A 22,072-nucleotide genomic window follows, 5' to 3' on the forward strand; every position below is an offset into this window, starting at 1 on the left:
TAAACATGTATATTGATGTTATTTTTAGAAACAAATCGAAGATGAATAACAGGCTATACTCATATTATTCAAGTGAAGATGTAGAAGTTGGAATGAGAGTTATAGTACCTTTTGGAAAATCAAATATTAACAAATTAGCGCTAGTGGTTAGAATTAATGATAACCCTAAACAAGATATTGATTACAAAGAAATAATATCAGTAGTAGACTTAAATCCTATTGTCACTCAAGAATCGATAGATATTGCTTTTTTCATGGTTGATAAATATTTAAGCGATTATAGCTCTGCTTTTCAAACTATTTTGCCACCTGGAAACTTTGAAGAATTAAAAGAATATTTCACTGCTAATGATAAATTAGAAAATGTAGATGAAGATTTGTACAATATTCTTAAAACCAAGAAAGAATATTCAGAAATTAAAGAAATTTCAGACATTAGCCATAAAAAGCTAATGGAGTATGTAAAATCTGATTTTTTGAAAATGGATTTAGTATACGATCAACAAATCACGCCAAAACTATTGAAATACGTCAAACTTATAGAAGATAATCCGGTTATTTCAAGAAGAGCAAATGCCCAACAAAAAATAGTTGAAATGCTCAAAACTAAAAACAACATACTTTATAGTGAGCTTCTAGCAAAAACTAATACTACTTCAAGCGTAGTAAAAGCGCTGGAAGAAAAGAAAATTGTTGAAATTTATTTCAAAGAAGTTGACAGAATTGTTGTGGATGATACAAAAACTTACCAAAAAATAAAACTAAATTCTCAGCAAGAAAAAGCCTATAATTCGATTTTAGAAAATCAATTCAATTTGTTACATGGTGTAACGGGTAGTGGTAAAACAGAAGTGTATTTGCATTTGGTTGAAAAAATGTTAAATGAAGGTAAAGATAGCATAGTTCTGGTTCCAGAAATATCATTGACTCCGCAGACTATTGAAAGATTTGAGGGTAGGTTTCCAGGGAAAGTTGCTATAATTCACTCTAAGTTAAATGTTAACGAAAAATTCGAACAATTTCGAAAAATGTATAATGGAGAATATAAAATAGTAGTTGGAGCTAGAAGTGCTGTATTTTCTCCGTTTAAAAATTTAGGATTGATAATAATAGATGAAGAGCATGAAACAAGTTATGTAAGTGAAAAAAATCCTAAATACAACGCTATTGATATTTCCAGATTTAGAGCAGAATATAATAACGCAAAGCTTTTATTGGGGTCAGCAACTCCTGGAGTTGAAGAATACAGCAAAGCTTTAAAAGGTGAGTACAATCTTATTGAAATGAATAAAAGAGCTAATGATACAAACCCTGTTGAATGCACTATTGTAGATATGAGAAAAGAACTTGAAACTGGAAACATGAGAATGTTCAGTAAAGTTCTACTCAATAAAATTCAAGATAATTTAAACAACAAAAAACAAACTATTTTGTTTTTAAACAAGAGAGGTCACACTTCTTTTATTTCGTGCAGAAGATGTGGATATGTACTAAAATGTGATAGCTGTGATGTTTCCATGACATATCATAAGACAAAAAATAGATTGATTTGTCACATGTGTGGGAGAACAGCTCTAAAGCCGAAAGTATGCCCAAACTGTGGCTCGAAATTTATAAAAGAGTTTGGAGCAGGTACTCAAAAATTAGAAGAAGAAACTAGAGAACTTTTTCCAAATGCTCGAATTGCACGAATGGATAGAGACACTACAAACACAAAAAAAGATTACAAAAAAATCTATGATATGATGAATAATCAAGAAATAGATATATTAATCGGGACGCAAATGTTGTCGAAAGGATTTGATTTTCCGAATGTTACATTAGTCGGAGTAATGGCTGCAGATATTAGTTTGAACTTAGGAGATTACAAATCAAACGAAAAAACATTTCAATTGATAACTCAAGTAGCCGGAAGAGCTGGAAGAGCAGAATATGAAGGAGATGTAATTATACAAACTTATAAACCTGATAATTTTGCTATAACATCAGCAGCGCTTCATGATTACAAAATGTTTTATGAAAAGGAGATAAAACTTCGAAAATCATTTAATTATCCTCCTTTTTTCAGAATATTAAACATCAATATTTCTAGTAAAAACAAAAATGTTGCTATGAAAAAAATCAATGAAGTTTCAAATTACGTTGCTGCCCTTATTAGAAGATATAAATTATCTACAACATTGATTAATGGTCCTCATCCTTCTCCAATAGAAAGGATAAATAATATGTACAGGTTTGATTTGTACTATAAATTCCCTAATGGAGAAGATAACATAATAGAAATAATAAAAAAAGTTTTAATAAACAATGAATACAATATTAACTTAGAGGGAATAACGCTTAAAATAACATTAGATCCTCAAAGTTATTTTTAAGGAGATAAAATGGCATTAAGACAAATTAGATTAGAAAATGATCCAATCTTGAGAAAAAAATCAAGAGAGGTTGAAAAAATAGATGATAGAATCAAACAAATCGTAGAAGATATGTTTGAAACGATGTATGAAAATAAAGGAATAGGATTGGCTTGTGTTCAAGTTGGAATGCTTAAGAGAATAGTAGTAATAGACATGCAAGATGAAGACGGGAAAATGGTTTTGATAAATCCAAAAATCGTAGAAAGATCAGATGAAAAGCAAATTAATGTTGAAGGTTGTCTGTCAGTTCCTGGTAAAAATGGATATGTTGAAAGACCTAAGACTGTTACTGTAGAATACACAGACTTGGACGGAAATATTCAAAGGAAAACAGGCACTGATTACAAAGCACATTGTTTTTGTCATGAATTAGATCATTTGGATGGCGTATTGTACACTGATAAAGTATTGGATCTTTCTGATGAAGAGATTGAGAGATTGAATGATGAAAAATAAAATTGTATTTGCGGGATCTCCAGATTTTGCAGTTGAGAGTTTGCAAAGATTATATGACAACCCAAATAACGAAATTCAATTAGTGATATCACAACAAGATAAAAAACGAAATAGAAATAAGTTTTCACCTACGGCAGTTAAAAAAAGAGCTATTGATTTGGGAATAGAGGTTATTACTCCACAAAATATAAATGACGATGAAGTCTTTGATCTATTAGAAAGACTTAATCCTGATTTTATTGTGGTGGTAGCTTATGGTCAATTAATCAAAAAAAGAATACTGGATAGGTTTAAAAACAAGATTTTAAATGTTCACGCATCAATTTTACCTAAATACAGAGGAGCTTCTCCGATAAATTATTCTTTACTAAATGGTGATAAAGAATCCGGTGTAAGTATTATGTTAGTTGAACAAGGACTTGATGCTGGTGATGTTTTAGCTGTAGATAAAATTGAGCTTGACAATGAAATTATGCTTGAAGAATTGCACGATAAATTAATGATAATGGGTGCTGATTTAATCGATAAAGTGATCAATGATTACCAAAAATATTTCAATTCAAGAGAAAAACAAAATGAAGATGAAGCATCTACTGTAGGTAAAATTCAAAAATTTATGGGTGAAATTAATTTTAATGAAAAAGCAGACGTAATTTACAATAAATTTAGAGGATTGACTCCTTGGCCAGGTTTGTTTTTTAAATTAAATAATAAAACTGTAAAAGTTCACAATATCAACATAATAAAACAATATAATGATAATAAGAGTGGGGAAGTTGTAAAAGTTGACAAAAATGGAATTAAGGTTGCTTGTGAAGATGGATTTATAATTATCACAAGATTACAACTTCCAAATAAAAAACCTCTTAACGTTAGCGAATATTTGAATGGAAATTCATTTGAAGAGGGAATAATTTTGTAGGAGGAATCATTGTTTAATTTTTATTATGATAGAACTATGCTGCTGTTAATTCCGGCTTTGATATTGGCATTTTACTCACAAATCAAAGTTACTCATACTTTTGATAAGTATAAGAAAACAACTAATTCAAAAGGATTGACTGGAAAAGAAATGGCAAGAGTTTTGCTTGATTACGAAGGTTTGTCAGATATAGAAATAGTAAATGTTCAAGGAAGCTTGACTGATTACTATGATTCATCAAAAAAAGTTTTGGCTTTATCAGATGCAGTGTATAATAGTCAGTCGATTTCTGCAGTTTCTGTGGCAAGTCACGAAGTAGGTCATGCGATTCAAGACAAGGAAAATTATGGTTTCTTGAGATTTAGAGAATCTTTGTTTCCTGTTGTGAATTTCGCATCGAAATCAGTGTGGATTTTAATTTTACTTGGATTTATGTTTAGCATGAGACCATTAGTAGAATTTGGAATTATTTTATTCTCAGCGACTGTTTTGTTTCAATTAGTTACATTACCTGTTGAGTTTGATGCTAGTAGTAGAGCTATACGAGCTTTATCAAATGGGCTGTTGACTGATGATGAAATAGAACCTGCGAAACAAGTTTTAAAAGCAGCTGCATTAACTTATATAGCAAGCGCTTTGGTTTCACTGTTACAATTGGTAAGATTAATACTGATATCAAGAGATAGAGATTAAAAATTAATGTAGATTGAACCTAAGGTTAATCCTTTTAGGTTCAATTTTTTTATTTTTGCTGTTTTAGTGTAAAATATATTATGTAATTAAAATAATTAAAAGAAATGAGAGATTATGAATATTAGAAACGAAATAATTAATATTACCAACTCAATTAATAATAAATCGGGATACTCTTCTGAATTATTAAAGACTTATGATTATGGTGATTTGGACAAGAGAGATATCGCGTACATTAAAAGGTGTGTATTTACAGAAATAGAAAATAGATTTTTCATAGATTATGTAATATCTAAGTGCAGCGATTTGGAATTAAATAAGCTTGATAAAATTGTTTTGGAAATATTGCGAATGGCAACTACGGAAATACTATTTATGAAAACAGCTGATTATGCTGTAGTTGACGAAGCAGTAGAATTGGCTAACAACTTAACACATTATAAAGATTATGTTAATGCTGTTCTAAGGGAGGTTTGCAGGATTAATTTGGATGAGGAAGATTTAGGAGATGAAATTAAATTCTCCATAAACAAAGAATTACTTAAGATGTTGAACAAATCTTATTCTAAAAAAACTGTAAAAAAACTTCTCAAATCTTTCTTTTACAAATCTGATTTTGTAATTAAACAAAATAAATTGAAGGAAAATAATTTAAAAACAAATTTAGAAAATCAAGGATTCGTATTAGAAGAGCATCCTTTTTTAAAAGATAGTTTTATCGTAAGAAATCCTGAATCGATAATAGATACGAACGAATTTAAAGAAGGTAAATTTATTATCCAAGATGGTTCTTGTAGTTTGTGCGCAGAGGTTTTAGAGCCAATGGAGAACTCCGTAGTTCTTGATATTTGTGCAGCTCCTGGGTCAAAATCATGCAACATTCAAGAATTAACAAACAATCAATCGATTATTTACTGTAATGATATTAATAATAATAAAATAGATAGAATAAAAGAGAATGTGTATAAATGTGGAGTTGAAAATGTGCAATATTTGAACTTTGATGCAACTATTTTACAAGAAGATTTGATAAATAAATTTGATAGAATTCTTGTGGATGCACCTTGCTCTGCAACTGGTGTTATCAATAAAAATCCAGAGATAAAATTATTCAGAACGAAAAAAGATGTAGAAGATTTGGTTGAAACGCAAAGAAGAATTCTTGAAAATTGTGAAAAATATTTAAAAAAAGGCGGCATCTTAGTATATTCTACATGCTCACTTTTAAAAGAAGAGAACGAAGAAAATGTGGATTATATTGAAAACAAATTAAATTTAAAAAGAGAAGATATTGATTTTTATGGAGATAAAAATGAATTTATAAAACTTATGCCATTCCAAAAAGGAACGCAGGGCTTTTTCATTTCAAAGTTTTTAAAAGACTAATAGATTACAAAACTTGAGATTTTTGATATAATTTAGATTGGTGAATAATATGCAAAATAAAATTGTCTTGGAAAATATGACTGTCGACGAACTGAAAGAATTTTTTGTGAATAATGGAGAAAAATCTTTCAGAGCATTGCAGTATTTTCAAGCTATTCATAAAAATAGAATATCCAATCCTAACAATATGACTAATTTTTCTAATGAATTAAGAAAAAAACTAGACGAATACAATGTTATCAAAAATTGTTGTATTATCAAAAGGATTGATTCAAAATTAGACAACACGAAAAAATATCTTATAGAGTTGAGTGATGGTAATATCGTAGAAACGGTATTTATGGAATATAAAACTCACACTTCAATATGCCTATCAACACAAATTGGTTGTAGAATGGGATGTAAATTTTGTGCGTCGACAAAGAAAAGTTTTTTAAGGAATTTACAACCTTATGAAATGTGCGCTCAGATATATTTGGTAGAAAATGATTTGGGTATACGAATTAACAATATGGTACTAATGGGGATAGGCGAACCATTAGATAATTACGATAATGTTATTAGATTTATTAATCTGATTACGAATAAAGAAGGACAAGATATGTCTATTCGAAATATAACATTGTCTACGTGTGGGTTAGTCGATAAAATAATTAAACTTGCAGATGAAAATATAGGTATAAACATAACTATTTCACTTCATAATCCATTTGATAATGAGAGAAGTCAGCTAATGCCCATTGGAAACAAATACTCAATTGAAGAAATTCTAGATGCTTGTGACTATTATTTTGATGAAACAAAAAGGCGAATTGGATTTGAGTATACGGTAATCGAAAGTGTAAATGATTCAAAAAAATATATGGACAAGCTAGTCGATTTATTAAAAAATAGAAATTGTCTTTTGAACTTAATAACATTAAATCCTATTGAAGAATTTAATCAAAAATCTCCAGATAGAAACAAGATGATGGAATTTATGAATTACATGAATAAAAACAATGTTAATACTACAATAAGAAGAAAACAGGGCATTGATATTGAAGGAGCCTGTGGACAATTAAGAATTAACAATATGACTAAAAGAGGTGTGAAATGAAATATGCTTCAAACACAGACATCGGGCTGGTAAGAAAGCTTAATGAAGATTATCATATGAATTATATTACAGAAGATTTTAGCTTACTTGTTGTGTGCGACGGAATGGGTGGACATAAAGCTGGTGAAGTTGCAAGCAAAAAAGCTGTCGAAACTGTTATAAACTACGTAAAAGAAAATGAAAATGAAAAAGATTACGAGAATACACTGATAAAAGCGATTACTTTAGCAAATGAGGAAGTTTACAAAGATAGTGAAAATAATTCTGAACATAGAAATATGGGCACAACGATAGTTGCTTGTTTAGTTTATGATGATAATGCTATTGTCGCAAATGTTGGAGACAGTAGATTGTATTTATACAGGGATGGAGAACTAAAGCAAATTACCGTAGATCATTCTCTTGTGAATGATTTATTATCATCTGGAACTATAACTGAAGAAGAGGCCTTAGATTTTGCACAAAAAAATGTTATTACAAGATCTTTAGGAATTCAAGATACTGTAGATATAGACATTTTTAACGTTGAGCTTGTTAAGGGTGATTTGATATTAATGTGCACAGATGGTTTGACTTCACAATTAGAAAATGAAGATATAGTTGATATTATTAAAGAAGAATCAGATTTGGATAAAATAACTCAAAATCTGATTGATGAAGCAAATGATATCGAAGGTATTGATAATATAACTATTACGCTTTATTTATATGAAGGGGAAAATTATGATAGGTAAAGTTTTAGGCGATAGATATGAGATAATAGAAGAGGTCGGCGTTGGCGGGATGGCCAAAGTATACAAAGCTTTGGACACTGTTTTAAATCGATATGTTGCTGTAAAAGTATTAAAAAATGAATATATGGAAGACCAAGATTTTCTGAGAAAATTCGCTATGGAAGCACAATCTGCTGCATCATTGACTCATGCAAATATAGTAAGTGTGTTCGATGTTGGAAGTTCGTATGTTGATGGTCGCAAATATAATTACATCGTAATGGAATATGTCGATGGTAAGACATTAAAAGATATAATCGATGAAAAACAAATTTTGCCGATTGAAGATATCGTAAATTATGGAGTTCAAATAGCAAGTGCATTAGAATGTGCTCATAAGAATGGAATAATTCACAGAGACATTAAGCCACATAATATGTTAATTGATAAATCTAATAATTTAAAAGCTACAGATTTTGGTATTGCAAGAATTTCTTCGTCTGCAACATTGACATATACTTCAACTGTTTTGGGAACTGTTCATTATATTTCACCAGAACAAGCAAAGGGTAAATTTATTGATGAGAAAAGTGATATATATTCATTAGGTGTTGTATTGTATCAAATGGCTACAGGAGAAGTACCGTTTGATGCACCAAATGCTGTTGGAATTGCATTGAAACATATTCAAGATCCATTGGTGCCACCTATAAATCTTCGTCATGATTTACCACAAGGCCTTAATGATATAATAGTTAAAGCGATGGCAAAAGATCCTAATGATAGATTTAAATCAGCTACAGAATTGAAAGAAATGTTGAGAAATTATCAAAACTATTCTTCTGATTTATATCAAAAAACTACTAAAAATCCAATAATTAAAGAAAATGATGAACAACCTGAAGTAAAAGAAGCAGTTTATAAAACGCCTAAACAATCTTCTACAAAAGATAATAAAAATAAATCTAAAAAATTTATGTGGATTCTATTGCCTATAGTTTTAGCAGCTTTGGTATTTGTTGCAATTATATTTGGCAAGAAATATATAAACAAGAATAAGCAAGACCTAGTTTTAGTTCCTGCATTAACTGGTTTAACGGAAAACGAAGCTTTAAATAAAGCTAAGGCTAATAATTTAATTGCTGTTGTTTCAGAATATAAGACTGAAAGTAATGTTGAACCAGGAAAAGTATTAGAACAAGATCCTGAATCGAGTACAGAAGTGAAAAAAGGGACTATTATAAAATTAGTTGTAAGCAAAGGCGAGGAACAGGTGTCTGTACCTAATTTATCCAATATGACTATTGAAAATGCTAAAATCCAACTCAACAAATTGGGGTTAGAAATTGGCGAAATAACTAAAGAAAACAGCGATAATTTTGAAGCTGGAAAAATTATGCAACAACATCCGGATGCAGGAACTAGCATAAATAAAGATTCTAAAGTTGATGTTGTAATTTCTTTAGGTAAGAAAGAAGAGCTAGTAGAAATGGTTGATTTAATAGGGACTGATATTAGTCAAGCTAGTAATAAATTAAAATCAATTGGACTTAATATAGGAAATATTGAAAAGAAATTTAGTAATTCATACGATACAAACCAAGTTATATGGCAACAATATGACGCGGGAAAGAAACTTAAAAAAGATAGTTCAATTGATGTAATAATCAGTAAAGGTAAAAAGGAACCTGAAATGATTGATAAAGTATTTAGAATAAGTAAACCTGTAGAAAAAGGGATTTACACAGTAACTGTTAAAGATGAAACTGAAAACAACATTATCTATGAAGAAAACCATGACGCTTCTGAAGGAGATATAAGAATTAAAGTAAAAGTAAAACCTAATAATGATATTAAAGTCTATATCAATGGAGAGCTAATTAATGTCGGATAAAACAGGTGTTATTACTAAAATTCAAAGAGAATTATTCTACGTAAGCATTGGAAACGAAGTGTATCCTTCAAAGGCAAAGGGGAATTTTAGGAACAAGAAAATTACTCCAGTTGTAGGGGATAAAGTAGATATAAACGTAGAGAATGGTCTTGGATTTATTTTAAAAATACATCCAAGATCTGTACTTTTGCACCGCCCTGAAGTGAGTAATATAGAAAAATGTTTCGTTCTAAGTAGTATAAAGTCACCTAATATTAATCTAATGTTACTAGACAAATATCTATTAATGATTGAGAAAAACAATATTGATTGCGTCATTGTATTTAATAAATCTGATTTGGTTTCTGAGGATGAGAAAAAATTTTATGCTGATATATACAGAAATATTGGGTATAAAGTAATATTCAATTCAAATGAATCTTCAATTACTAATGAAGAGTTATTAAATGAATTCAAAAATCATATTAGTTGTGTCATTGGTCCTAGTGGGGCAGGGAAATCCAGTACTTTAAAAAATTTATTTCCAAATGAGAATTTTATTTCTGGAAAAATTAGTGATAAAACTCAGAGGGGAAAACAAACGACAAGACACATTGAAATTAAAATGGTAGATGACAATACTTACGTTTTGGACACACCGGGTTTTAGTTCTTTTGATTTGTCTTTTTTAGATGAAAAATCTGAAATCAAAAATAACTTTGTAGAATTTAGAAAAAACAGTTCAAGATGTAAATTCAATAATTGTGATCACATTAATGAACCAAAATGTGAAATAAAAAGGCTTGTTGAAACTGGAGAAATATCTCAAAGTAGATATGATAATTATTTGAATATAGTTGAAGAATACGAAAAAATTAGGAGGTATTAATGGCTAATTTAAGTCCATCTTTGTTGGCTTGTAACTTTTTTGAGTTAGAAAAGAACTTAGATATACTAAAAAACAATGGAATAAAATATTTGCATTTGGATGTTATGGACGGAAATTTTGTGCCAAATATTTCTTTTGGTCCAGCAGTTATAAAACAAATAAGAGAAAAATATCCGGACTTTATTCTTGATTGTCACTTGATGGTTAACAAACCAGAAAATATTATAGATGACATTTTGAATGCCGGAGCTGATATAATTACTTTTCATCCAGAAGCAACTTTTCATCCACATAGGATTATTCAGACTGTTCATAAAGCTGGAAAAAAATGTGGATTAGCACTTAATCCATCTACAGGATTGGGATGTTGTGATTATATTATTGATGATTTGGATATAATACTTGTAATGAGTGTAAATCCAGGCTTTGGAGGACAATCCTTTATAGAGAGTCAATATTCAAAAATAAAAGATGCAAGAAAAATGATAGAAACATCAAAAAAAGATATTATATTGGAAGTTGATGGAGGGGTAAAAACTTCTAATGTCGATAAAGTGTTAGAATCTGGAGCTAATCTAATTGTAAGTGGTTCAGATGTTTTTAATCATGACATAGAATCGCAACTAGATATTTACAATCAAAAATTATAGTTAAAAGGAGGATATCTTGAACAAAAATTTGAGATTTATGGTTGAAGGGGCAATTACTTTAGCTCTGACAGCTGTGCTAAACAGTATTGTTATTTTTAAAATGCCAAGAGGAGGATCTGTTTCCCTAGCGGGATATGTTCCGATTTTATTATTTGGACTAAGATGGGGGCTAAAACCAGGGATTGTAATTGGATTAATGTATGGAGTTTTGGATAGCTTTGTTGATCCTTACGTTATTCACCCAATACAATATATGCTAGATTATCCAATAGCTTATATGGCTTTAGGATTATCAGGGTTAGGATGTAATGAAGAAACTTTGAGTGGCAAAATTAATTATAAAATGATTTTAGCATGTATATTCGCTATTTTAATGAGAGGAGTAGCTGCGATTTTAAGTGGTTATGTATTTTTCAAAGACACATTGCCATCAGATATTCCTGCATTACTAGGATCATTCTTATATAACATCACCTACATTGTTCCTAATGGAATTATAGCTATAGTTGTTATATTAATTTTAATTAAACCTGTATCAAAGGTAAGTAAAAAATGATTGGTTTGATTTGTTGCGCAGGGGAATTATCTGATAAGAATCTTTTTGAAGAATATTATGAAAAATCAGACTTTAGAATAGCTGTAGATGGTGGAACAAAATATTTCACCGATTATCATAAAGATTTTGATTTTGCTATAGGAGATTTTGACTCTATAAATAATAAGGACAAAATTTTTCTAGAAGAAAACAACAAGATTTTTGAAAAATATAATTGCAAAAAAGATTTTACTGATTTTGAAGCCGCAATAAATATATTAATCGAAAAGAACTGTAATACAATATATGCTTTTGGGGCAACAGGAACCAGATTAGATCACACAATGTCGAATTTAATTTATTCAAAAAGATGTTATGAAAAAGGGATTGAACTTATTTTTATTGGTAACAATAATATAATTAAATTCTTAGGAGAAAGCACAGAATGTGTTATGAAATATGATTATATTTCTATTGTAGTTTTATCGAATAGTGGAATTAAAATTAAATTAAAAGGTTTTGAATACGACAGCGAATTTTTAGATGTTGATTTTTGTTCATCATTGACGATTAGTAATAAAATAAAAAATAAAAAAGCATATATAGAATTAATAGAGGGATATGGCCTTTTAATTGATTCTAGAGATTAAAAAAGAGTCGAAGTTTTCGACTCTTTGTTTTATTCTTCTTCTGTTGTTTTGATAAATTGAGGTCTTTCAACTAAACCTGATCTTAAGCATCTAGTGCATACATTGATTCTTTTTGGTTTGCCATCGACTAAAGCTCTAACTTTTCTGATGTTAGGTGCCCAGCTTCTATTTGAAGATCTTAAAGAAAATGATCTATTATTTCCGAAAGTTCTTGATTTACCACAAATTTCACATTTTTTGGACATAATTACACCTCCTGGTTCTTTTTCAAATGTCTCTTGATATTATAGCATATTTTAAAACTGAATTTCAAGCTTTTAGAGCTAAAATATGTTATAATAATATAGTATTAATATGTAAATTAGAATCTTAAACATCAAAAGAGTATAATATAATTAGTTAGGTATCACAAATAGGAGGTAATATGACTACTAAAATTGATAACGAATATGGTTCAATATTAATATCAGATAATATCGTTAGAACTATTGCTAGTGAAACAGCTATGACTTGTTACGGAATTGTTGGACTAGCTTATAAAAATTTATCAGATGGATTTTTAATGTTACTCAATAAAGACAATATGAGTAAGGGAGTAAAAGTTTATACAAAAAATAATAAAATTGTAATAGATTTAACTGTAGTTTTGGAATATGGTACTAAAATTGCTGTGGTTTGCCAAAATATTATTGATACAGTTAAATATAGTGTAGAAAATAAAACCGGTCTTGAAGTAGAATGTGTTAATGTTCTTGTTCAAGATATGAGAATAAATGAAGAAAAATAGGGGGCACAATGAAGAATGACGCAACACTGTTCAAGAATTGCCTTCTAGCGGGATTTAAGAACTTAGAAAATAAAAGAGAAATAGTAAATAGCTTAAATGTTTTTCCAGTTCCAGATGGAGATACTGGTACTAATATGACATTGACAATTAAATCAGCTATTTCAAAAGTTAATGGCGTAACTGATTTGAGTATTGCAAATTTAGCTAAAGCTATGAGTGATGGTTCTCTTATGGGAGCTAGAGGAAATTCTGGTGTAATTACTTCTCAAATCATGAGAGGTTTTTATAATGGATTTAAAGATTATACTGAATTTAATATATTTGCATTAAGAGATGGATTTGTAGAAAGTTATAAAACTGCATACAAAGCTGTAATGAAACCAACAGAAGGAACTATTCTTACAGTTTCTAGATGTATGGGTGAGTTTGCTGATCAAAACTATCAAAATTACGAAGATATTAAAAAATTTTTGACAGATATTATATCTGAAGGTAACAAGGCACTTCTAAAAACTAAAGAAATGTTACCTGTTTTGAAAGAAGCCGACGTAGTTGATGCAGGTGGACAAGGTTTAATGTTATTCTTAGAAGGCGTTTTAAATTACGATAATGAAAAATTAATTTCAGAAACAGTAATTGACGAATCTCCTAGAACTATTAATGAAAATACTGATGTTGTATCAGACGAAGAAATAGAATTCGGATATTGTACTGAATTTTTTATAATGACTGATGCAGATGAAAATTCATATAGATCAAAATTAGAAAACTTTGGGGATTGTTTACTAGTTGTAAAAGGTGATGGAGTAATCAAAACTCATATTCATACTAATAATCCTGGTAAAGTTTTAGAAATTGCCATGGAATTAGGTGCTCTAAGAGATATCAAAATAGATAATATGAGATTACAACATCAAAACTTGCATTCTACTGAAGAAGAAATTAGTCAAGCTTCTACAAAACCTTCAGAACCAGAAAAAGATTTTGGATTTGTAGTGGTTAGTAGTGGTAAAGGATTCAGTAAAGTTTTCGATATGTTAAATGTCGATGAAGTGATTACTGGTGGACAAACAATGAATCCTTCAACTGAAGATATAGTTAATTCTATAGAAAAAGTTAATGCAAAGACAGTTTTTGTATTTCCTAACAATAAGAACATCATATTATCAGCTAATCAAGCAAAACAAATAGTTGATAAAAAAGTTTTCGTTGTAGAGACAAAAGCCGTACCACAATCTATTTCGGCTCTTTTAGCATTCAATGAAGAAGCAAGTGCAGAAGAAAACTTTGATAGTTTTAACGATGTAATAGCAACAGTTAAGACTGGTGAAGTTACTTTTGCGGTAAAAGATTTAAATATGTCAGATATTAAAGTAAAGAAAGATGACATTATCGGTCTTGACCAAAAGAATATCAGAGCGGTTGGTAATGATATTAATAAAGTTTCAATGGATTTATTGAGACAACTAATTCAAAAAGACGATTCATTGGTTACAATTTATTACGGTGAAGGCTGTGATGAAATGGTTGCTAATAAGTTGAAAGATAGTTTGGAAGAAGAATATAAAAACATTGATATTGAGGTTGTCGAAGGATCTCAACCTTTATATTACTATGTATTTTCAATAGAATAACTCCTTACAAATAATTACAGATAATAGATCGATTTTCATCGGTCTATTATTTGTATGTTTAATGTAGGGATTTTTTTGTGTGGTGAGTTATGCAATTATCAGAAGTAAAAGGAATAGGAAAGAAAAAATTAGAAGTTTTAAACTCAATGGGTATTTTTGATGCTAATGATTTATTGAATTATTTCCCGTATAGGTACGAAAATAGATCAATAATAAAAAATATAATAGATATACGAGATGAAGAAAGCTGCGTTATAAAAGTCAAATTTATTTCAAAGCCTGTAACTAAATATCTTAGAAGAAATTTAAACTTAACATCTGCTATTGCTTTTGACGATACTTCTAAAATAAGTGTGTCATGGTTTAATCAGCCTTTTATCAGAAATCAAATTTTACCAAACACTACCTACTATTTGTATGGGAAAATAAATAGAGTTCAAAATCAATTCAAGATATCGTCACCAATTTTGAGTAAAACTTTTGGTGGAAAATTGGGCATTATTTATCCAATTTACAAAGTAAGAAAAGGCGTTACAAATAATGATATGATTAAATTCATTGATTTTGCTATTAAACATTGTATTGATGAAATTAAAAATGTTATTCCTTATAGTATGATTAAAAACTACGATATTGAGAACAAAAGAAATGCAATAAAAAACATACACAAGCCTGTGGATTATGCACAATTTAAACGAGCCAGGACAGCGCTTGTTCTTGAAGAAGTTATTATAATGCAATTGGCAATGAAATCAATGAAGACAACACTAAACGAACAAAATTATATAAAATTTCAAACTGACGAAAGCATGGATCTTTTCATACAGTCTTTAAAATTTGAACTTACAAAAGGACAGTTAGAAGCAATTAGAGATATTGAAAGTGATATGACATCTGAAAAGAGAATGAATAGATTGGTTCAAGGAGATGTAGGAAGTGGAAAGACAATAGTAGCTGAAGCAGCGATATTCAAATCATATTCAAGTGGTTATCAATCAGCTTTTATGGCTCCTACGGATATTTTAGCGACACAACATTATGAAAACTTATCGGATGATTTTTCAAAATTTGGGTTAAAAGTTTGTTTATTAAAATCTGATTTAACAAAATCGGAAAAAGATTCTGTTTTAGAAGGAATAAAGTCGGGTTATTTTGATGTCATAGTTGGTACGCATGCAATAATACAAGATTTTGTGGAATTTAAAAAGCTTGGACTCGTAATTACCGATGAGCAACATAGATTTGGTGTAGGGCAAAGAAAGAAAATTTCAGACAAGGGACAAAATCCAGATGTTCTTGTGATGACAGCTACTCCAATTCCAAGAACTTTAGCACTTTCTTACTATGGGGATTTGGATATATCAACAATAAATGAAATGCCTAAAGGCAGAAAAGTAATAGAAACATATTCTGTTGGATTTAGTTATGAAAAAAGAATAGCAGCTTTTATCAGAAAACAAGTTGAAAATGGGTTTCAAGCTTATGTTGTGTGTCCATTGATAGAAGAATCTGAAGCATTGGATTTAGAGAATGTAACAGAACTTTACAATAAGTTATCTAGTGAATATTTTTCTGATATAAATGTTGGAATGTTACACGGTAAAATGAAATCTTCGGAAAAAGAAGAAATTATGAAAGATTTTGTAGACGGGAATACAAAAATATTGGTATCTACAACAGTTATTGAAGTTGGCGTTAATGTCAAAAAAGCAAATGTAATTGTTATATATAATGCAGAAAGATTTGGACTTTCACAACTTCATCAATTAAGAGGTAGAGTGGGCAGATCTTCAGATCAATCTTATTGTATTCTTATCAACAATGCACATTCTGATGAACAAATGGAAAGAATGAATATTATGGTTAAGACGAACAGCGGATTTGAACTATCACAAAAGGATTTGATGATGAGAGGTAGTGGTGATTTGTTAGGAACTAGACAATCAGGAATACCACTTCTAAACATAGCAGATCTAGAAAAAGACTATGATTTGATAGAAAAAGCTGCTGTGATAACTGAGTATATATATACGAATGATTTATGCGAAACTAAAGAATATATGTATTTGGATGAAGAAATTAATAAGTTTAAAGATAAATTACTAGAAAATGTTATTTTTAATTGAGGTGAGAAATGAAAGTTATTTCAGGAAAAATGAGAGGTATGAACTTAAATACCGATTTAGATAGATTTACAAGACCGACAGAAGGTAAAATAAAAGAGGCTATATTTAGCGTGATTTTTCAAGTAAAACCTAATTCCAAAGCATTAGATTTATTTGCAGGAAGTGGCGCAGTTGGTATAGAGTTCATAAGTCGTGGATGTGATTTAGTAGTATTTAGTGAAGCTTCTAATGATAATATAAAATGCATCAATGAAAATATTGAGCATACAAAATCACAGGAATTCGCAAAAGTCTTTAAAGGTGATTTTAAGAAAAATTTATTGAATATCAGAAGACAAGGATTAAAATTTGATTATGTTTTTATCGATCCGCCTTATGAAAGATTAAATTATTACAAAGAATCCATTCAAATGCTCATAGATAATGATCTTTTAAATGATGATTGTCTTGTTATATTAGAATCCGAAAAAGAATTGTCTGATGAATATTTCAAAAATTTGAAATTAGAAAAACAAAAACAATATGGTAAAAAGAAGAATATATATTTTTTGAGGAATGATAATGAATAAAACAAAGGTATTATATCCGGGTAGTTTTGATCCAATTACGAATGGACACATGGATATTATTGAAAGAAGTGCAAAAATTTTTGAAGAAGTAAATGTAGCTGTTGTAAAAAACATTCAAAAGAAAAGTACATTTTCTCTTGAACAAAGAGTTTCGATGATTAAAAAATCTTGTAGCCATTTATCTAATGTAAGAGTTCATCAATTTGAAGGATTGACTGTAGATTTTGCAAAACAAATAGGATGTAGTACAATTATAAGGGGACTACGTGCTGTTAGTGATTTTGAATCAGAAATGCAAATGTCTTTGGCTAATAAGAAATTAAATAATGAATTAGAAACATTGTTTTTAGTTGCAGATGGCAAATATGCATTTCTTTCGTCTTCTATAGTAAGAGAGATAGCTTCCTATGGAGCTGATATATCAGAACTTGTTCCTGAAAATATCATTGACGATATAAAGGATAAATTTAGCGATAAATAAATGCTTTATCTTGAATTAATTTGATATTTTTATTATAATAATTGTAAGAATAATTAGCTCAATGCAGGAGGGTTACATGGATATTATTAAGTTAATAGAAGAAATGGAAGATATACTTGATGAAGCATCAACAGTTCCATTTTCTAAAAAAGTTATGGTTGAAAGAGAAGAACTTCTATCAGTTTTAAAAGATATGAGAGAAAATTTACCAGAAGAAATCAAACAAGCTCAATGGACTAATGCTGAAAAGAATAGAATTATTGATGAAGCTAACAGAGAATCTGAAAATATTAGAACTCAAGCTTACAAAGAAGCAGAAAAAATAGACCAAGAAGCTCGAAACAGATTTGAAACAATGGTAAATGAACACGATGTTACTATTGCAGCTCAAAAAAATGCAGAAGAAATTACTTCTCAAGCTGAAAACAATGCTAGACTATTAAAGAGTCAATCTATCCAATATATCGATGAAATGTTGGAAACAACTCAAGACAAATTGAACAATCTATTGGAAGAATTACAAGAAAACAGAAATGAATTAAAAGGCTAATAAAAAGCTTGGTAGTTTTAGATGACTACCAAGCTTTTTTAAGTATTATTTTAATAAATTATCTGCGAATTTTTTGATATCAGCAGTAGAATTTTCGTCTGGTGTATCATAGCAGATTACAGTATCAATAACGTTTAAATTATTTTTCGAACATCTTTCTTTCCAAAAGCCCATCCATTCACCGTTGTTCCATTCATAAGAACCAAAGAGAGCAATTTTTTTATCATTTAATGTATTTTCTAAATCAGAAAACATCGGTTCAAATGAAGTATCTTCTAGTTCTTCATCACCCATAGCAGGGCACCCAAAAGCAATGACATCGAAATTGTTTATATCGTAGTTTTCATAATCATCACTAAATACCATTTCGACTTTAGATCCTTTTGACTCACATTCTTCTTTAATGATTTGAGCCATTTTTTCAGTATTACCAGTTTGAGACCAGTATAAAATTAATAAATTCATAATTTACTCCTTAAAATAATTTATTATATCAAACAAGTTATTTCCTTGTAATGATAATCTTTTTGTTACGAGCTTAGCATAGTCATATTTTTTAAATATATCTTTTGCTTTTTCTACATCAGAATATACTTTCCACTTTCCAGAAATACATTCATTTTTTCCGTTGTAATTGATAAAACCAAGAACATCCTCGTAGGGATACCCTAAGAAGAATCCGATTTCATGAGGAAATTCATTTTCAAGTAATCTTTTCTTTAAAAAATTTATGCTGCTATTAAAATTATCCGCAGGATAACCATAACTTTTCAAAGCATTTTGCAGCCTCTTATCATTATAGTTTTCTATTAAATTGTAATTTATTAAGTACAGCAACAACTTTTTTCTAGTTTGCTTTAAAATAATTAAGCTAAAATTATATTCTGATAATTTTTCGTTTAATTTAAATATGTCTTCAAATATGCTATCTGTATAATCAACATTTATCATATTTGCAAATTTGAGATTACTTAGTGTGGGATAACAATGTTCTAATAATATGTCTTGTAACATAACCACCTCTATAATAAGTATTGATAATTGATATCACAATAAGTATAGCACATGATTTTTGATAAATCAATACTGATTATCAATTAAATTCAAAGAAATTTGTGGTATAATAACTTTGTGCAATAATGATATATGAAGTATCTTGATAATATCGAATGTCTATGTTATATTTTATATATCAACTTAATCGAAATGAGGTGGATAAATGAAGACTATTTTTTCAGTAATTTTAGTTATTGCCAGCATTGTAATAATAATTGCAGTGATGAGTCAAGAAACTAAATCAGAAGGGATGGCAGCGTTAACAGGCGAAACTAATGTCGGTGGACATGGTGGAAGATTAACTAAGGATAATTATATTAACAGAGTTGTTATTGTATCATCAGTTATATTCTTGGTTTCAGCTTTGGCGTTAGCATATATAAAATAATTTAATAGTTGAAAGGAGTAAATCATGGACAATATGTATTACTATTTAGCTATTGCAGCAGGTATTATCGCTTTATTATTTGCTGCAATAAAATTTAGTAGCATAAGTAAAAAAGGTGCTGGTAATGAAAGAATGAGGGAGATATCTGGATTTATTCACGACGGAGCAATGGCTTATCTTTCTCGCCAGTACAAAGCACTTATTATTTTTGTAGTTATAGTATGTGTAATTCTAGGTGTTGCAATCGATTATAAGACAGCAATTTGTTTTTTAGCTGGTGCAATATTTAGTGTACTTGCAGGTTACATCGGTATGCAAGCTGCAACAAAGGCAAACGTTAGGACAGCTAATGCGGCAAAAGAAGAAGGAATGAATGGAGCATTAAACGTAGCATTTTCTGGTGGAGCAGTAATGGGAATGTGCGTTGTTGGATTAGGAATTTTAGGTATAACTCTTTCTTATATTATTTTCCAAGATGCTGAAGTTGTTACTGGATTTAGTTTTGGTGCTTCTTCTATAGCTTTATTTGCCAGAGTTGGTGGAGGTATATATACAAAAGCAGCTGATGTTGGAGCAGACTTGGTTGGTAAAGTTGAAGCTGGTATCCCTGAAGATGACCCTAGAAACCCTGCAGTAATTGCAGATAATGTTGGGGACAACGTAGGGGATGTTGCTGGTATGGGAGCCGACTTATTTGAATCCTATGCTGGTAGTATTTTATCAGGTATCACATTAGGTTTATTAGCTTATAAAGAAGCTGGTGTATCATTTGCAATAGCAACAGCAGCTTTAGGTGTTATTGCATCTATTATAGGTGTATTTACAGTTAGAGGAGGAAAAGATCCTCAAAAATCTTTGAATACAGGTACAATTATCAGCTCAATATTAGCAATCGCAGGATCATTCTTCTTATCAAGATCTATTCTTGGTAGTAATAATGCTTTCTTCTCTGTATTAGCTGGTATATTAGTTGGATTGATAATTTCACAATTTACTGAATACTACACATCTGAAGATAAAAAGCCAGTTCAAAAAATTGCTGAAGAATCAGAAACAGGTTCTTCTACAAATATTATCTCTGGTTTGGCTACAGGAATGAAATCAACTACTGGTCCAATTATTGTTATAGCTATTGGTATAATAGTTTCATTCTTTGCATCAAATGGTGCTACAAACCCTACAGAAGGTTTGTATGGTATTGCAGTAGCTGCTATAGGTATGTTATCTACTTGTGGAATGACAATTGCAGTAGACGCTTATGGTCCAATAGCAGATAATGCTGGTGGTATTGCTGAAATGTGCGAATTACCAGAAGATGTTAGAAATATTACAGATAAATTAGACTCAGTTGGAAATACTACCGCTGCGATAGGAAAGGGATTTGCAATTGGTAGTGCTGCATTAACAGCATTAGCATTATTTGCATCATATACAGCTGTAGTAGGTTTGAAACAAATAGATGTTACAAGTCCAGAAGTTGTAGCTGGTATGTTCATTGGTGGTATGTTACCATTCCTATTCTCAGCATTGACTATGGATGCTGTAGGAACAGCTGCAAATGATATGATTGTTGAAGTTAGAAGACAATTTAAAGAATTCCCAGGAATTATGGAAGGTACTCAACAACCTGATTACAAAAAATGTGTCGACATTTCTACAGGTGCTGCATTAAGACAAATGCTTGTTCCAGGTTTGTTAGCTGTAGTTTGTCCAGTTTTAATGGGATTCTTATTAGGTGCAGAAGCTTTAGGTGGACTTTTAGCAGGTTCACTTGTAACAGGTGTCTTAATGGCAATATTCATGTCAAACAGTGGTGGAGCATGGGATAATGCTAAGAAATATATTGAATCTGGTCAACACGGTGGAAAAGGATCAGATGCTCATAAGGCAGCTGTAGTAGGAGATACTGTTGGGGATCCATTCAAGGATACTTCAGGTCCATCATTAAACATTTTAATTAAATTGATGACGGTAGTATCATTAGTATTCGCACCATTGATTGCTCAACATGGTGGAGTAATACTAAACTTATTCTAAAAATCGAATATTTTAGTATTTGATGTGTTTTTCTAAAACACGAATTGAATTAAATGATTTTAAGCGGAATGTTATCTTTGTATTGCAGAAAACATTCCGTTTTTAATTTTGTTTTATTTTAATTCAAAATTATTGTATAATATTATTATCTATAATTTTAG

At 29.8% G+C, this 22,072-nt stretch carries 23 protein-coding genes; 20 read left to right on the forward strand and 3 right to left on the reverse strand.

The features are described from left to right. Positions 1-5: 5 nt before the first annotated feature. The 12 genes from priA (at position 6) to GKG00_RS02610 (ending at position 12,283) form a co-directional block, all read left to right on the forward strand. Complete coding sequence (gene priA / locus GKG00_RS02555; protein ID WP_154254118.1) at positions 6-2,375, forward strand: primosomal protein N'; 2,370 nt, start codon at positions 6-8, stop codon at positions 2,373-2,375. 9 nt (positions 2,376-2,384) lie between these two features. Continuing rightward, positions 2,385-2,873, forward strand: coding sequence for a peptide deformylase (def, locus tag GKG00_RS02560; RefSeq protein ID WP_094224621.1), 489 nt, complete (start codon positions 2,385-2,387; stop codon positions 2,871-2,873). Then, on the forward strand, positions 2,863-3,795 hold the full coding sequence (gene fmt, locus GKG00_RS02565; protein ID WP_094224633.1) for a methionyl-tRNA formyltransferase: 933 nt from the start codon (positions 2,863-2,865) through the stop codon (positions 3,793-3,795). The genes def and fmt overlap by 11 nt, the downstream gene beginning before the upstream one ends. A 9-nt stretch (positions 3,796-3,804) precedes the next feature. Further along, complete coding sequence (locus GKG00_RS02570; RefSeq protein ID WP_094207062.1) at positions 3,805-4,488, forward strand: zinc metallopeptidase; 684 nt, start codon at positions 3,805-3,807, stop codon at positions 4,486-4,488. Between the two features lie 114 nt (positions 4,489-4,602). Further along, entirely contained in the window at positions 4,603-5,874 is a 1,272-nt protein-coding gene (gene rsmB / locus GKG00_RS02575; protein WP_094224622.1) for a 16S rRNA (cytosine(967)-C(5))-methyltransferase RsmB, read from the forward strand. A gap of 49 nt (positions 5,875-5,923) precedes the next feature. Further along, positions 5,924-6,973, forward strand: a complete 1,050-nt coding sequence (gene rlmN / locus GKG00_RS02580; protein WP_094224623.1) for a 23S rRNA (adenine(2503)-C(2))-methyltransferase RlmN — start codon at positions 5,924-5,926, stop codon at positions 6,971-6,973. Beyond that, on the forward strand, positions 6,970-7,707 hold the full coding sequence (locus GKG00_RS02585) for a Stp1/IreP family PP2C-type Ser/Thr phosphatase (protein ID WP_154254120.1): 738 nt from the start codon (positions 6,970-6,972) through the stop codon (positions 7,705-7,707). Before rlmN ends, GKG00_RS02585 begins: the two co-directional genes overlap by 4 nt. Then, the gene (pknB, locus tag GKG00_RS02590) at positions 7,697-9,580 is read left to right on the forward strand and encodes a Stk1 family PASTA domain-containing Ser/Thr kinase (protein ID WP_154254121.1); all 1,884 of its coding nucleotides are present in this window, start codon (positions 7,697-7,699) and stop codon (positions 9,578-9,580) included. The genes GKG00_RS02585 and pknB overlap by 11 nt, the downstream gene beginning before the upstream one ends. After that, positions 9,570-10,448 carry a ribosome small subunit-dependent GTPase A gene (gene rsgA / locus GKG00_RS02595; RefSeq protein WP_154254123.1) on the forward strand — a complete coding sequence of 293 codons (879 nt, stop codon included), beginning with the start codon at positions 9,570-9,572 and terminating at the stop codon, positions 10,446-10,448. The genes pknB and rsgA overlap by 11 nt, the downstream gene beginning before the upstream one ends. Then, a complete protein-coding gene (gene rpe, locus GKG00_RS02600) occupies positions 10,448-11,098 on the forward strand; it encodes a ribulose-phosphate 3-epimerase (protein WP_154254124.1) in 651 nt (216 codons plus the stop codon). Before rsgA ends, rpe begins: the two co-directional genes overlap by 1 nt. A gap of 16 nt (positions 11,099-11,114) precedes the next feature. Then, the gene (gene thiT / locus GKG00_RS02605; RefSeq protein ID WP_094223403.1) at positions 11,115-11,654 is read left to right on the forward strand and encodes an energy-coupled thiamine transporter ThiT; all 540 of its coding nucleotides are present in this window, start codon (positions 11,115-11,117) and stop codon (positions 11,652-11,654) included. Continuing rightward, the gene (locus tag GKG00_RS02610; protein ID WP_094205596.1) at positions 11,651-12,283 is read left to right on the forward strand and encodes a thiamine diphosphokinase; all 633 of its coding nucleotides are present in this window, start codon (positions 11,651-11,653) and stop codon (positions 12,281-12,283) included. The genes thiT and GKG00_RS02610 overlap by 4 nt, the downstream gene beginning before the upstream one ends. A gap of 29 nt (positions 12,284-12,312) precedes the next feature. On the opposite strand, the gene rpmB is transcribed toward GKG00_RS02610, so the two are convergent. Then, complete coding sequence (rpmB, locus tag GKG00_RS02615; protein ID WP_002836298.1) at positions 12,313-12,528, reverse strand: 50S ribosomal protein L28; 216 nt, start codon at positions 12,526-12,528, stop codon at positions 12,313-12,315. 179 nt (positions 12,529-12,707) lie between these two features. Between rpmB and GKG00_RS02620 the strand changes: the two genes are divergently transcribed. From GKG00_RS02620 to GKG00_RS02645, 6 genes are all read left to right on the forward strand, one after another. Then, positions 12,708-13,070 carry an Asp23/Gls24 family envelope stress response protein gene (locus tag GKG00_RS02620; protein WP_002836299.1) on the forward strand — a complete coding sequence of 121 codons (363 nt, stop codon included), beginning with the start codon at positions 12,708-12,710 and terminating at the stop codon, positions 13,068-13,070. An 8-nt stretch (positions 13,071-13,078) separates the two neighbouring features. Next, on the forward strand, positions 13,079-14,704 hold the full coding sequence (locus tag GKG00_RS02625; RefSeq protein WP_154254126.1) for a DAK2 domain-containing protein: 1,626 nt from the start codon (positions 13,079-13,081) through the stop codon (positions 14,702-14,704). A gap of 89 nt (positions 14,705-14,793) precedes the next feature. Continuing rightward, on the forward strand, positions 14,794-16,830 hold the full coding sequence (gene recG, locus GKG00_RS02630; RefSeq protein ID WP_154254127.1) for an ATP-dependent DNA helicase RecG: 2,037 nt from the start codon (positions 14,794-14,796) through the stop codon (positions 16,828-16,830). 8 nt (positions 16,831-16,838) lie between these two features. Then, a complete protein-coding gene (gene rsmD / locus GKG00_RS02635; protein WP_002836302.1) occupies positions 16,839-17,399 on the forward strand; it encodes a 16S rRNA (guanine(966)-N(2))-methyltransferase RsmD in 561 nt (186 codons plus the stop codon). Next, positions 17,392-17,880 carry a pantetheine-phosphate adenylyltransferase gene (gene coaD / locus GKG00_RS02640; protein ID WP_154254129.1) on the forward strand — a complete coding sequence of 163 codons (489 nt, stop codon included), beginning with the start codon at positions 17,392-17,394 and terminating at the stop codon, positions 17,878-17,880. The genes rsmD and coaD overlap by 8 nt, the downstream gene beginning before the upstream one ends. A gap of 76 nt (positions 17,881-17,956) precedes the next feature. Next, positions 17,957-18,430 (forward strand): hypothetical protein, encoded by a 474-nt coding sequence (locus GKG00_RS02645; RefSeq protein WP_035109473.1) that lies wholly within the window; start codon positions 17,957-17,959, stop codon positions 18,428-18,430. Between the two features lie 45 nt (positions 18,431-18,475). Here GKG00_RS02645 and GKG00_RS02650 read toward each other — a convergent pair whose 3' ends face one another. Both GKG00_RS02650 and GKG00_RS02655 read right to left on the reverse strand, forming a co-directional pair. Continuing rightward, positions 18,476-18,895, reverse strand: a complete 420-nt coding sequence (locus GKG00_RS02650) for a flavodoxin (protein ID WP_094223405.1) — start codon at positions 18,893-18,895, stop codon at positions 18,476-18,478. A 3-nt stretch (positions 18,896-18,898) separates the two neighbouring features. After that, positions 18,899-19,444: a DUF3793 family protein gene (locus GKG00_RS02655; protein WP_094208538.1), complete on the reverse strand. Its 546-nt coding sequence runs from the start codon at positions 19,442-19,444 to the stop codon at positions 18,899-18,901. 205 nt (positions 19,445-19,649) lie between these two features. Here GKG00_RS02655 and secG point away from each other — a divergent pair, with 205 nt between their 5' ends. Then, positions 19,650-19,874 (forward strand): preprotein translocase subunit SecG, encoded by a 225-nt coding sequence (gene secG, locus GKG00_RS02660; RefSeq protein ID WP_002836307.1) that lies wholly within the window; start codon positions 19,650-19,652, stop codon positions 19,872-19,874. Between the two features lie 24 nt (positions 19,875-19,898). Continuing rightward, positions 19,899-21,911: a sodium-translocating pyrophosphatase gene (locus GKG00_RS02665; protein ID WP_094223406.1), complete on the forward strand. Its 2,013-nt coding sequence runs from the start codon at positions 19,899-19,901 to the stop codon at positions 21,909-21,911. The last annotated feature ends 161 nt before the right edge of the window (positions 21,912-22,072 follow it).

The sequence above is a fragment of the Finegoldia sp. BIOML-A1 genome, from assembly GCF_009678325.1.
GTDB lineage: Bacteria > Bacillota > Clostridia > Tissierellales > Peptoniphilaceae > Finegoldia > Finegoldia magna.